The sequence below is a fragment of the Rothia gullae genome (genome assembly GCF_024294905.1).
In the GTDB taxonomy this organism is placed as follows: Bacteria; Actinomycetota; Actinomycetes; order Actinomycetales; family Micrococcaceae; genus Rothia.
On sequence record NZ_JANCOC010000009.1, the window covers coordinates 76412 to 89755 of the forward strand.

The 13344-nt window shown below is 60.7% G+C and carries 9 protein-coding genes; 5 read left to right on the forward strand and 4 right to left on the reverse strand.

Annotation, left to right across the window (positions count from 1 at the left end):
- Positions 1-27: 27 nt before the first annotated feature.
- The gene (locus NML54_RS06665) at positions 28-4917 is read left to right on the forward strand and encodes an NAD-glutamate dehydrogenase (protein ID WP_254756854.1); all 4890 of its coding nucleotides are present in this window, start codon (positions 28-30) and stop codon (positions 4915-4917) included.
- 224 nt (positions 4918-5141) lie between these two features.
- Entirely contained in the window at positions 5142-5426 is a 285-nt protein-coding gene (locus NML54_RS06670; RefSeq protein ID WP_254756856.1) for a putative glycoside hydrolase, read from the forward strand.
- 151 nt (positions 5427-5577) lie between these two features.
- Here the strand turns inward: NML54_RS06670 and NML54_RS06675 are convergent, their stop codons facing one another.
- The gene (locus NML54_RS06675; RefSeq protein WP_254756858.1) at positions 5578-7014 is read right to left on the reverse strand and encodes a glyceraldehyde-3-phosphate dehydrogenase; all 1437 of its coding nucleotides are present in this window, start codon (positions 7012-7014) and stop codon (positions 5578-5580) included.
- A 288-nt stretch (positions 7015-7302) separates the two neighbouring features.
- Between NML54_RS06675 and NML54_RS06680 the strand changes: the two genes are divergently transcribed.
- The 3 genes from NML54_RS06680 (at position 7303) to NML54_RS06690 (ending at position 9773) form a co-directional block, all read left to right on the forward strand.
- On the forward strand, positions 7303-8238 hold the full coding sequence (locus NML54_RS06680) for a carbohydrate kinase family protein (protein WP_254756860.1): 936 nt from the start codon (positions 7303-7305) through the stop codon (positions 8236-8238).
- A gap of 83 nt (positions 8239-8321) precedes the next feature.
- Positions 8322-8867 (forward strand): YbhB/YbcL family Raf kinase inhibitor-like protein, encoded by a 546-nt coding sequence (locus NML54_RS06685; protein WP_254756862.1) that lies wholly within the window; start codon positions 8322-8324, stop codon positions 8865-8867.
- Positions 8868-8960: 93 nt separating this feature from the next.
- Complete coding sequence (locus NML54_RS06690; protein ID WP_254756864.1) at positions 8961-9773, forward strand: HAD-IIB family hydrolase; 813 nt, start codon at positions 8961-8963, stop codon at positions 9771-9773.
- A gap of 321 nt (positions 9774-10094) precedes the next feature.
- On the opposite strand, the gene NML54_RS06695 is transcribed toward NML54_RS06690, so the two are convergent.
- From NML54_RS06695 to NML54_RS06705, 3 genes are all read right to left on the reverse strand, one after another.
- A complete protein-coding gene (locus NML54_RS06695; RefSeq protein ID WP_254756866.1) occupies positions 10095-11429 on the reverse strand; it encodes a uracil-xanthine permease family protein in 1335 nt (444 codons plus the stop codon).
- Positions 11430-11686: 257 nt separating this feature from the next.
- Positions 11687-12772, reverse strand: coding sequence for an acyl-CoA dehydrogenase family protein (locus NML54_RS06700; RefSeq protein ID WP_254756868.1), 1086 nt, complete (start codon positions 12770-12772; stop codon positions 11687-11689).
- Between the two features lie 30 nt (positions 12773-12802).
- Positions 12803-13327, reverse strand: coding sequence for a DUF4242 domain-containing protein (locus tag NML54_RS06705; RefSeq protein WP_254756870.1), 525 nt, complete (start codon positions 13325-13327; stop codon positions 12803-12805).
- Between the last annotated feature and the right edge of the window lie 17 nt (positions 13328-13344).

The window sequence follows — 13344 nt, forward strand, 5'->3', positions numbered from 1 at the left end:
TACCGATATTCGGAGGATAGATTGTCAATGACTGACAAGGCTATGGCACACTTCGCTGGCGCCGATGAATGGGTCGAGCAGTATTTCCTGAACAGCCCCGAAGACGAGCGTGAAGAATTCACCCCGGCAGAGTTAGAGGATTTGGCTCGCACCCACCGTGCGCTAGCTCGAATTCGCATGCCTAAGACCCCCCTTGTTGCCGCCCGCAACGACGAATACAACACCACCCTGTACGTCGCAACCGACGACATGCCGCATATTGTCAGCTCCCTGACCGCATGCCTGGCAGCGCACTTCGGTGGTTTCGTTACCATTTTTCACCCGACCTTCCTCGTAGAACGTGACCCGGAAGGCGCCATCCTGAGCATGCGCGGCACCGGCATGCGCGGCAACCTCGCCAGTGGTGATACCGCTACCCTCGGCGTGCCCTCCCTGAAGCTCAGTGAGAACGCCCCGGCGGGCACCACGGTCGCTATTGAATCCTGGATTGCAGTCCGCCTGACCCGCTACCTTACCGTGGAAGATCAGCGCCGCTGCGAGAAGGAAATCGAGCGCGTCCTCGCTGACGTGCGTGCCTGCCACACCGATCTGGATGCCATGGTCACCCGTGTTTTCGACATGGCTCAGGCAATGTACGATTTGCGCGGTGCCACCCTGGGTCACGGCGAGGAATCCTACGCCGCCAACCCGCGCGGTGTGGAGCCTGCCTCCCGTGTGGAGGTGGCACAGGACTTCCTGCGCTGGCTGACCCGCGGCAACTTCGTGTTCATGGGCGTCAAGGAGCGCATCCTGGATGGCACGTCGGGTGCTATCTCCCTAGTGGACCGCCCCGGCTCGGCGCTCGGTATTCTGCGTACTACCGAGGGCCGTAACCGTATCCAGCTTTCTGGCGAGACTCTGGAACGTGCACTGTTCCCCCGCCCCGTGTACATCACGAAGGCGAACTCCCGCTCCACGGTCGCCCGTAACGACTACCTGGACTACATTGGTGTGCGCCGCTTCGACCTGAACGGCCGCGTTATCGGTGAGTACGTCATTCTGGGTCTGTTTACCCGCCATGCGTACTCGCTGCCCGCTATTGAGACTCCGCTGGTGCGTGAGCGTATCGCCATGGTGCGCCGCCGCCTCGGCTACCACCCCGGTTCTTACTCTGACAAGGCGCTTCTGGGTGCCCTGGAAGACTACCCGCGCCTGGAACTGCTCCATGCCTCCGCTAATGACCTGACCGAAACTTTCGGCGGCATTATGGGCCTGGAGGAGCGTCGCAAGACCCGCCTGTTCCTGCGCGCAGACCAGTTCAACCGGTTTATTTCCGCTGTGGTGTACCTGCCGCGGGACCGCTACAACACGAACGTGTGTGCGCGAATCCAGCAGGTATTCCAACAGGAATTTGATCTTAGTGCTATCGACCATGAGGTGTACCTGTCCTCCTCATCGTTGGCGCGTCTATTTTTCCGCATTCGGCTCACCAACCCCAATGATGTGCCGAAGACGGATCATCAAGCTCTCGAAAAGCGACTGCAAGAAGCCGCCCGCTCCTGGGTGGAAGCAACCGCAGCTGCTATTGAGGCATGGAAACCCGGAGCGGAAGGCCGCCGACTCGCATCAGCCTGGGCAGATGCGACTAGTGCAGCCTACCGAGCCGATTACACAGTAGAACAAGCAATCGAGGATATCGTGATTCTTGAATCTCTCTCGGGCCAGAAGCCCGCCGCAATCAAGGTTGAAGCCGGCGAAGCCAACACCACCCGACTGAAGACCTACCTGTCCGCACCTCACACCCTCACCGAGCTTCTGCCGGTTATGCAGAATATGGGTCTGGTCGTTGTTGATCAGAAGCCCTACGAGTTCAAGCCTGAGGACGGCGAAGACTACGGCTACCTCTACGACTTTGGGGTTCAGTTCCCCGAGGGCGTGGATGCAAACGTTGTGGCTTCCCTTTACGAGGACGCCCTGAACGCCTACCTGCTCGGTGAGCGCGAGTCCGATACCCTGGACCGCCTGATCCTGGCTGAGGGCCTGACCTGGCAGGAAGTACGTCTGTTCCGTGCCCTGAACCACTACCTGATTCAGCTGGGCCTGGGCTACACTCCGTCCTTCATGTCGAACACCCTGCTCGCTAACCCGGCCATCACCAAGCACCTGGTCGAGTTCTTCGAGGTCAGCTTCGACCCGAACAACGGCCTGAACGACGAGCAGCGCAACGCACGCCGCGAGGAAATCGAAGCAGCACTGGCTGAGGAACTGAACCAGATTCCCACCCTGGACGCTGACCGCTACCTGCGCTCCCTCGGCAAGGTTATTCGCGCTATCCTGCGCACCAACGCATACCTTGCTGACCGCCCCGCACTCGCGTTCAAGGTCGCACCGCAGGAAATCGACTTCGCACCCCTGCCCCGCCCCAAGTTCGAGATCTTCGTCTACTCACCGCGCGTTGAGGGTGTTCACCTGCGCTTCGGTAGCGTTGCACGTGGTGGCCTGCGCTGGTCGGACCGACGCGACGACTTCCGTACCGAGGTTCTGGGTCTGGTCAAGGCACAGATGGTGAAGAACTCCGTCATTATCCCCACCGGTGCGAAGGGCGGCTTCTTCCCCAAGCAGCTGCCCGACCCCGCAGTGGATCGCGACGCATGGATCACCGAGGGTCGCGAGTCCTACAAGGTCTTCATCGGCTCCCTGCTGGACGTCACCGACAACCTCGCAGTTGGCAATGACGGCTCCGAGACTGTTGTCCGCCCTGAGGGTGTTGTAGCACGCGACGCTGACGACTACTACCTGGTGGTTGCAGCGGATAAGGGCACCGCAGCATTCTCCGACACCGCAAACGCAATCAGCCTCGAGCGCGGCTTCTGGCTGGGCGACGCCTTCGCATCCGGCGGCTCCGTCGGCTACGACCACAAGGCAATGGGCATCACCGCACGCGGTGCATGGGAGTCCGTCAAGCGTCACTTCGCTGAGCTCGGCCACGACGCTCAGACCGAGGAGTTCACCGCAGTCGGCATTGGCGACATGTCCGGTGACGTGTTCGGTAACGGTCTGCTCCGCTCCAAAGCAACCCGCCTGGTCGCAGCATTCGACCACCGCGATATCTTCCTGGACCCGAACCCGAACGCGGTAGTGTCCTTCAACGAGCGTCAGCGCCTGTACAACCTGCCCCGTTCCTCCTGGCAGGACTACAACCGCGACCTGATTTCCGCCGGTGGTGGCGTGTACTCTCGCGGCCTGAAGTCCATCGAGATTACCCCCGAGGTGCGCGAGGTACTGGACCTGGACGAGTCCGTCACCAAGCTGGCACCGGCCGAGCTGATTTCTGCCATCCTCAAGGCACCGGTCGACCTGATCTACAACGGCGGTATCGGCACCTACGTGAAGGCATCCACCGAGACCAATGCACAGGTAGGCGACAAGGCTAACGACGCACTGCGCGTAAACGGCAAGGACCTGCGCGCCAAGATTGTTGGCGAGGGCGGTAACCTCGGCTTCACCCAGCTGGGTCGTATTGAGGCTGCGCTCAACGGCGTCATCCTCAACACCGACGCAATCGACAACTCCGCAGGTGTGGAAACCAGTGACCGCGAGGTCAACATCAAGATTCTGGTAGACCGCCTCGTTGCACACGGCGAACTGCCCGTTGAAGAGCGTGCTTCCTTCATCGAGTCCCTGCAGGACGAGGTGGGCGGCAAGGTGCTCGGCACCAACGTTGAGCAGAACGTGCTGCTGCAGGGTGAGTTCCACGGTTCCTTCCTGGGCCTCAACCTGTACAAGCGCCTCATGCAAGACCTGGAAGAGCACGCCGGTCTGAACCGCGCCGTCGAGTTCCTGCCCACCGACGAGGAGCTGGATGCACGCCTGGAGAACACCGGTGAGCGTCTGACCCGCCCCGAGCTGTCCGTCTTGGCTGCGTACGTGAAGATTTACCTCACCCACGCACTGGAGCAGACCGACTTCGCGGACGACCCCTACCTGGAAGGCGTTCTGCGCAGCTACTTCCCGGCAGCACTGGTTGAGCGTTTTGGTCAGCACCTGGACTCGCACCCGCTGCGTAAGGAAATCATCTGCACCCGCGTCGCTAACGAGCTGGTCAACATCGGCGGTATCACCTTCGCATACCGCGTAATGGAGGAGTTCAACGTCGGTATCGATTCCGTCGCACGCGCCTTTATCGTCGCTCGCGAGCTCTTCGAGCTGGGCACCGCAGCTAAGCTGCACCGCGAACTGCCCCCGAAGACCCCGCTGGATGCATGGTTCACCGTTCTGCGCGACAACCAGCGTGTTCTGGACCGTGCAGTCCGCTGGTTCATCACCGAGCGTGGCGTGGTTGCTGGCAGCAGTATCTCTGAGCTGCTGGAGACCTTCGGGTCCGTCGTCGAGATGCGCCGTAACCTGCCCGCGTACCTCTCCGGCACCTCCCGTGAGCGTGTTCGTGCAAAGCGTGATGCAGGCGAGGCATGGGGCCTGCCCGAGGAACTCATCGTCATCTGGATTCGCGGCTTCGAGGGCTACGCCCTGCTGGACGTCATCCGTTCGGCACGCGACCACGACTTCGAGGCAACCTCGCTGGCACCGGTCTACTTCGCAACCTACAACCGCTTCACCGTGGACGAGCTGCTCGGCCTCATCTCCGACCTGCCCCGCAACGACCGCTGGGAGATCTTGGCACGTCAGGCACTGCGCGGCAGCCTCTACGAGACCGCAGCAGAGCTGGCACTGTCCGTGGCAGAGGGCGCCAAGGGCGACTTCTCCACTGTGGAAGGTGCACAGCAGGCTCTGGACACCTGGGTTGAGGAGCACCCGACCCGCGTCGGCAACATCGACCGCGTCCTGCAGGAGATTCGCGAAGCTGCTCCCGACGCATCCGGTCACCCGCGCCTGGCTGTAGTGTCTGTGGCACTGCGTACTCTCTCGAGCGCATCCTAATCAGCTAAGACCCTTACGAGTCGCCGCTTAAAGCATCCCGGTTCTCTCCAATCGGAGGGGCCGGGATGTTTTGTGCAGGGGGGAGGGCGCCGCAAACTCTGTGCAGAAAACCCTATCTGACAAAGATCGATATATTTTTACACTAAATGCAATGTAGGAATGTATTCTAAATCCCTACAAATATCAAGTAGAGGGGTAAGGAGACCAAAGGTTTTAGTTGATATATGCCGTATGTTGATTCACGGCGGCATCAGGCAACCCACCACGACGCCTACGACGAGATTCCGCACGCCTCGGAGCTTTCCTACAACCTGGGGGATCCGGTCGGCGGTATTATCGCTCAGTCTACCGCTCAGACTCGTGCCTTCACGCGCGGTTGGGCTGCCCTGAACACCGGCTCGAAGGATGTGACCGTGAAGGGTCCCGTCCGGTCTGGTGGATGCGGCAAACCGCCCGGTGCCCTCGAGCTTCACGCTGCGGGCGCATCAGGGTGTGGTGTACCGCCGTAAGGCGTAATTTACCGCTCGCGTAGCTCTTCTGAGCTCCGTGCGACACCGCTTATTTGCGCATATAACCTCATAAACAAACCCACCGGCAATATAGCCAAATGGCTATATGTACCGGTGGGTTAGTTATATGTGCTAGATGAGCTGGGGCAGCTTACTTAGCGGGGTAGGAGGGTACGTCGTAGCCGCCCATGCGCTCCAGAACGCGAATCACCTGGCAGGAGTAACCAAACTCGTTGTCGTACCAGACGTAGACAATTGCGGAGTCATCGGTCACCACGGTAGCCAGCGAGTCCACAACACCTGCGGTGCGGGAACCCACAAAGTCGGTGGAAACAGCCTCGGGGGAATCCGAGTAGCCCACCTGGCGGCGCAGCTCGCCGTCGATGGACTCGCGGCGGAACAGCTCGTTCAGTTCCTCAGCGGAACCTGCGGGCTTGGTCAGCTTCACGTTCAGGATTGCCATGGAGACGTCCGGGGTGGGAACGCGGATAGCGTTACCGGTCAGCTTGCCTTCCAGCTGCGGCAGAGCCTTAGAAACAGCCTTTGCCGCACCGGTCTCGGTGATGACCATGTTCAGCACAGCGGAGCGACCGCGGCGGTCACCCTTGTGGAAGTTATCGATCAGGTTCTGATCGTTGGTGAATGCGTGAACGGTCTCAACGTGGCCGCGCTCAACACCGTATGCGTCATCCAGAACCTTCAGTGCCGGAGTAATCGCGTTGGTGGTGCAGGATGCTGCGGAAACAATCTTGTCCTCAGCGGTGATGACGTTGTCGTTCACACCGAACACGATGTTCTTCATGTCGCCCTTACCGGGAGCGGTCAGCAGAACACGAGAAATGCCGGGGCAGTTCAGGTGCTGCTCAAGACCCGGAACGTCGCGCCAGCGGCCGGTGTTGTCCACCAGCAGAGCGTCCTTGATGCCGTACTCGGTGTAGTCGACAGTGGTCGGGTCAGAGGAGTAAATGAAGCGAACCGGAACACCGTTAGCGATGATGGTGCTGTTCTCTTCGTCCACCTCAATAACGCCCTTGAAGGGGCCGTGAACAGAGTCGCGCTCCAGCAGGGATGCACGCTTGACCAGGTCCTGGTCGCCGTTCTTACGCACCACAACAGCGCGCAGGTTCAGGCCAGAACCCAGCGGCGAGGAGGAGCGCTCCAGCAGAATACGAGCCAGCAGGCGACCAATACGACCGAAGCCGTACAGCACAACATCCTGCTCCTTGGGCTGGTCGCCCTGGCGGTTCACGGAGGAACCCAGCTGCTCGGGCAGCCACATGGACAGCTCGGGGGAGCCAGCCTGGTGGTGTGCCTTGTGCAGGGTAGCAATGTTGATCGAGCACGCGCCCAGGTTCAGTTCAACCAGAGCACGAACGAGCTCCAGGGAGTGCGCGGGGTTCAGGGGTGCACCATCAATCTGGGATACAAAATCGTGCAGCTTCAGCAGCTCAATGACAGACTTGTTGACCAGGCTGCGGCCGTGAATGCTCAGCACCACACCGTTCTCGCGGTGCAGCTTACCGATGAGGGGGATCAGCTCCTCTGCGGTAGCCTCACGGTTAACCCAGGTAGCGGTTGCAGTCGTCACGTATGACCTTCTTCCTAACTTCGTCGTTGGAGGGTAGGCGCGACGGTGCTGTCGCGTCAATACCATGCCGGGCGTTAAAGACCCGGCTTCGGTTTAAGTCTAACCTGTGTGAACCCCTCCGAAGCCTCAAAATTAGTGATATTGGGGCTAAAAGTCAGAAGAGGTAGAAGTCGGTTCCTGCACCCGCCCGGCAAGCCAACATAAGCCCTCAAAAGGAAAAGTAAAACCACTTTAAATACCCACAAAAACACACTTCATGCCCCGGAAAACATAGGTAGAATTGAAACCATGTTGACTGTAATCGGTGAAGCACTCGTAGACGTCGTCCACCAGCACGATGGAGAAACCCGCGCCTACCCCGGCGGATCGCCCATGAATGTAGCCGTCGGCGCACGCCGTCTCGGCCACCCCACCAACTTCGTCGGCCACTACGGCCCCGACGCCTACGGCAAGAGCATTGACGCGCACCTGGAAGCATCCCAGGTGACCCTGCCCTTCGAGCACAGTGCTGAACGCACCTCCGTCGCCCAGGCAACCATCGGTGCCGACGGCGCGGCAGAGTACGAATTCGACATCACCTGGTCCCTCGACTCCGTCGCCGAGAAGCTCACCGAACTGGCACGCACCTCCGATGCAGTGCACACCGGCTCCATCGCCGCCATGCTCGAACCCGGCGCGCACGTGGTCGCAGCAGCCTTCGAAGCCGCTCGCGACAGCGCCCTGCTCAGCTACGACCCGAACTGCCGCCCCACCCTCATTCACAACGTTGATGAGGGCCGCGCCTGGGCTGAAAAGTTCGTGTCCCTCTCCGCCGTCGTGAAGGCATCCGACGAGGATCTGCAGTGGCTCTACCCCGACCGCTCCCTCGACAACACCGCACGCGCATGGCTTGACCTCGGCGCCGAGCTGATGGTCATCACCCGCGGCGAGGACGGCCCCATCGCCTTCACCAAGAAGTACCCCGAGGGCATCAGCCAGCCCGCACACCGCGTTGAGGTTGCAGACACCGTCGGTGCCGGTGACTCCCTCATGGCGGCACTCATTGCGGGCCTGCTCGACCGCGGTATCGCCGGTGCTGAGGCACGCGCCAAGGTCGCTGCACTGACCGCCGAAGACATCGCTGACCTGCTGCGTTTCTCCGCAACCGCAGCTGGCATCACCGTCTCCCGCGCGGGCGCTAACCCGCCCACCCGCGAAGAACTTGACGCCGTGCTTAACGGCTAAATGATCTACGCCTCGCCGGCGGATAGCTCACTCTGTCCGCCGGCGTCGCCATATCCACCCGCACCCCAACGCTGAGGAACATCATGACCAACATCGGCACCGCACCCCTGCCCCGCGAACCCTACGAGGGCCTGCCCGAACTGCCCGAATTCACCCTGACCTCCACCGACATTCAGGACGGCGGCACCGCCCCCGAATGGATGCGCTCCGCCCTCTTCGGCGTGGCGGGCGGTCAGGACCGCTCCCCACAGGTGTCCTGGAGCGGATTCCCCGAGGGCACCAAGTCTTTCGTTCTGACCTGCTTCGACCCGGATGCGCCGGTCCCCAGCGGCTTCTGGCACTGGACTGTCTCCAATATTCCCGCGAACGTGACTAGCATTGACACTGGTGCGGAGGCACCCGCCGGCGCCCTGACGCACCGCAACGACGCCGGCGTGGCGGGCTTCCTGGGTGCTGCCCCTCCGGCGGGTCACGGCCCGCACCGCTACATCTTCTGCGTCACCGCCGTGGATGTGGAGAAGCTCGACATTGACGAGAACGCCAGCCCCGCCGTCGTGAACTTTAACCTGCTCGGCCACGGCCTGGGTCGTGCGTTCCTGACCGTCACCTACGCGGAACCGGCGGCTTAGCGGCACGCCGGCACAGTCTCACCAGCCCCGCACCCTGACCAGTACCGTACAATAACCAGCACCGATACACCCCACCACTGAAGGCATATCTGCATGATTAAACTCATCGCCAGCGACCTGGACGGCACCCTCATCGGGCACGATTTCCGGTTCCGTCCGCGTACCTTGCGCGCCCTTGAGGCCGCCCGCGCCGCCGGGATTGATATCGTCTTCGTCACCGGCCGCCCGAGCCGCTGGCTCACACCCCTGCGCGAGCAGACCGACTTCGACTCCTACGCCATCTGCTCCAACGGTGCCGTGGTGTACCACCTGGGCGCGAACGAGGTGGAAGAAATTAACGGTGCTGATCCCGCGGTGATTGCCCGTACTCACGAGCTGCTGGAGCCTATTTTCCCCGACGCCACCTACACCCTCGAAACGGTGGCCACCGTCTACGTTCAGGGCCCGCATGAGGGGGGTGAGGTGCTTGAGGGCGCCCGTGTGGTGGAGGTGAAAATCGCCGAGGCGCTCGAACGCATTGGTTCAACCCCGGTCATTAAGTACCTGATTCGTGTGCCCGGCATGGACCCGGATATTCTGCAGGCGCGCGTGCATCAGGCGGTCGGTTCGCTGGTGTCGGTGACCCGCGGCGTGGTCGGTGAGCCGCTCATCGAGATGGGCTCTAAGACCGTGAATAAGGGGCGGATTTTGGAGAAGTTCGCGGCACGCCACGGCATTGAGGCGCACGAGGTGATGGCGTTTGGTGACATGCCGAATGACGCGGAGATGCTCTGCTGGGCGGGGGAGGGCTTCGCCATGGCGTCGGGTCAGCCGGCGCTCATTGCGAAGGTGGGGCGCACCTGCCCGGCCTTCCAAGAGGACGGTGTGGCGCAGACGATTGAGGCGATGCTCGCCGAACGGTCCTAGCCGCCTAGCACTAGCTATCCAGCACGAGCCATCCGGTGCTAGCTATCCAGCGCTAGCGGCTGGGTGAGCCTCCGCAGACATAACGTAGACATAACTCAGACATAAACTTTTATGTCTACACATAAAAAATTTGAGTCTAGGCATAAAAATTTATGTCTAGACTCAAATTTTTGTGTCTGATTTGTGTCTAAGTAGGGTGGCAGTTGTGTGTAACGTCCAGAAGACGCAAAAGCGGCCCGGATGGAAACCAATCCATCCGGGCCGCTTTTTACATCCTACGCCTCAGGAGCACTATTCCCAACGGCGCAAGCGTAAGGAGCTCTAGTGTCCCTCAGTGCTCTTCTCGGGGTCGAAGGGCTCCAGCGGGTCGCCAGCAGCCTTCGTGTACTTCGCGATGAAGGTCATCAAGTGGAAAACGATCAGGGTCGTAGCGGTGCCCAGAGCAATACCTGCGAAGGACAGTTCCTCAAAGACCCAGGTGTAGTCCGCAATACCCACAATCAGCGCCACAGCGGCGGTGGTCAGGTTGATCTGGTTCGAGAAATCAACACGGTTCTCGCTCCAAATACGAACACCGAGCATACCGATCATGCCGTACAGCACGGTTGCGGCACCACCCAGAACACCCGCCGGGACGGTCGCAATAGCGGCACCGAATGCGGGGAACATGGACAGGCCGATCGCGAAGATAGCCGCCACCCAGTACGCCGCGGTGGAGTACACCTTAGTCGCAGCCATCACGCCGATGTTCTCAGCGTAGGTGGTGGTACCCGAACCGCCACCGAAACCGGCAATGGTGGTTGCCAGGCCGTCCGCCATGAGGGCGCGGCCGGAGTAGTCGTCCAGGTTGGTGTCAGTCATCAACGCAACGGACTTCACGTGGCCGATATTCTCAGCCACAAGCACCAGAATCACGGGGATGAACAGGCCGGCGAGCTCCCAGTGGAACTCGGGGGTCTGGAAGCGCGGCAGACCAATGATGCCCTGAGTCTCAACAGTCTTGTGGATGGTGGAGAAGTCCACCTCGCCGCGAATTACCGCGGTAATGTATCCGATAATGACGCCCAGCAGGATGGACAGACGACCAATGATGCCCTTGAACAGCACCGAAATCAGCACGATAGAGCACAGGGTCACCAGTGCGGTAATCGGTGCCTTCATGAAGTTGTCCTTAGCGCTGGGTGCCAGGTTGAAGCCAATCAGCGCCACGATTGAACCGGTCACAACCGGGGGCATGAGCTTGGTCAGCCAGCCGGTGCCAGCGAACTGAACAATCAGACCGACCAGGAACAGGGCGATACCTGCCATGACAATGCCGCCGAGCGAACCCGCCGGGCCGTGCGAGGAGCCCGCAGCGGCGAGGGGTGCAATGAACGCGAAGGAAGAACCCAGGTAGGAGGGGACGCGCCCGCGAGTAATGAGCAGGAACAGGACCGTGCCGATACCCGAGAAGAACAGGGTGGTTGCCGGCGGGAAACCGGTCAGTAGCGGCACGAGGAAGGTCGCGCCGAACATAGCAACCACGTGCTGCGCGCCGATACCGATGGTGATCGGCCATGCGAGGCGTTCGCTCGGTGCCACAACAGAACCGGGCTTGACGGTGCGGCCATCACCGTGAATCGACCAGTCAAAGCCGAGAAGTTTAGAGATGCTCAAAGGGAGCTCCTGAGGTGAATGTGGTGGTGTATAAAATTCCACATAATTCTACGCGTATGCGGGTGTGGGTCACAGCTAAACGGCTATAAATATGAGCAGGGATACGTTGAGTGGGGCATATATTCTCTTATAATGAGCCCCAAACCCCTAATATATAGCCCAGAATGCATCAATACCCCGTATATGTAGTTCTAGGCATATACGGGGTATTGATGCAAAGAGCGAATAAAAACACTCGCTACACACAGCTCAATGGCTTAGAGAGCGTCACGCAGGTTCTCCAGGTGATCGTAACGTGCCAGCTCATAACGCAGGTGACCCTCAGTCGGGGACTGAACCGGCAGGAACGTCGCCTCACGCAGGCGGCGAGCCGTCGGGGACTCAGCCACGTAACCTGCGCCTCCAACAACCTGCAGCTCAAAGTGAGTAGCAATGGTCGCAAAGTGAGACACACCCAGACGCAAGCTCAGCAGGTCACGACGCTCAGCACGCTCCGGCTCAGACGCCAGGCGAACCAGTTCCTCACGCAGGCTCTGGTACTCCGCCAGAATCAGCGGGAACTCAGGACGGAACACGCCCTGCGAGACGTCCAGGTGCTTAGCAGCCTCCTGCAGAGCACCAGCGGCAAGCCCCAGGCAGAACGACGACTGAACCAGCAGGAACGGCGCGGTCACATCGTGCAGGAATGCCTCAATATTGTCGCTGAGAACATCCTCGCTTGGAACGAAAACGTCCTCGAACTTTAGGGTGCCGGACTCGGTGCCGTTCAGCGCCAGCAGGTTGCGGTGGTAATCAATGCTCAAGCCCTCGACGTCCTGGCGGACCGTCACGATGTAGCGGTTCGGGTGGCTTTCCGGGGCGTTCTGCACAGCCACCGGAAGCACAATCACGCCGCCCGGGTACAGGTTCGACGCCCACGACACGGAACCGTTCAGCTTCAGACCGCCCTCAACGAGGGTACCCTCCACCTTGATCGGTGCCAGGCCCGAAGCCTCCTTGTACGCCGCCGCCATGGCGGTGGTGCCGCTGACGGTCGCATCCGCTAGGCCGGCGGGCAGTTCGCGGCCCACAGCGTCAAAGAACGCGATGGTGGAGCGGTGAGCCCACAGGGAGAACGCCGTGGAGGCGTCCTCGGTAGCAAGGTCGAAAGCCACCGAAACCTGGGGGACCAGGGAACCGCCATCGCGGCCCAGGGTAATCAGGCCGTCCTGAGCGATTTCGCGCAGGTTTTCGAAAGGGGAACGCTCGCCGCGGTCAACAGCATCTGCGTGGGTTCGGGCGAGTGCGAGCACCTGCTCGCGCTGGGGGTAATCGTAGAGGGGTTCGAGAGTGAACTCGGACATGGGGTTTCTCCTAAGCGGTGAGCATCGCGTCTATGCGTGCAGCTTGAACAGTCGGTCAATGGGGGTGCTGACGGCCTTGCGGGCGCGAATAACAGCTTCTTCGTCGGGTGCGTCGTAGAAGCAGAGGCACTTTGCGGTGTCTTCGCGAACGTAGGTGCGCAGGAAGGAAACTTCGGGAACTTCCGCGTACTTGGGGGAGTTCGCCTTCTTGCGGGTCAGGTACTGTTCCATAGTAATCTCTGCGGGGATGTCCCACTCAACCAGGTAGTCTGCGTCCTTCTTGAGCTTCTTGATGTCTTCGAGCTCTGCGCCGACCAGGCGGACTGCGTCGGGGCCTGCGACGGATGCGCGCTCACCGATTGCTGCGGCAAGGTCGGGGCCGAATGCGGTGTTCTCGGATTCGACGATGACGAAGACGATCTTGTGATCTGCGGAGACCTGGGTTTCGATGAGCTCGGCGCCGTTGGTCAGGGACGAGTTGACGGTCTCGATGAGTGCGGTTGCTTCGTCCTTGGACGGCTGTGCGGGGGTCAGTTCCACCAGGTAAAGTGCCATGATTTTCTCCTCGGCTA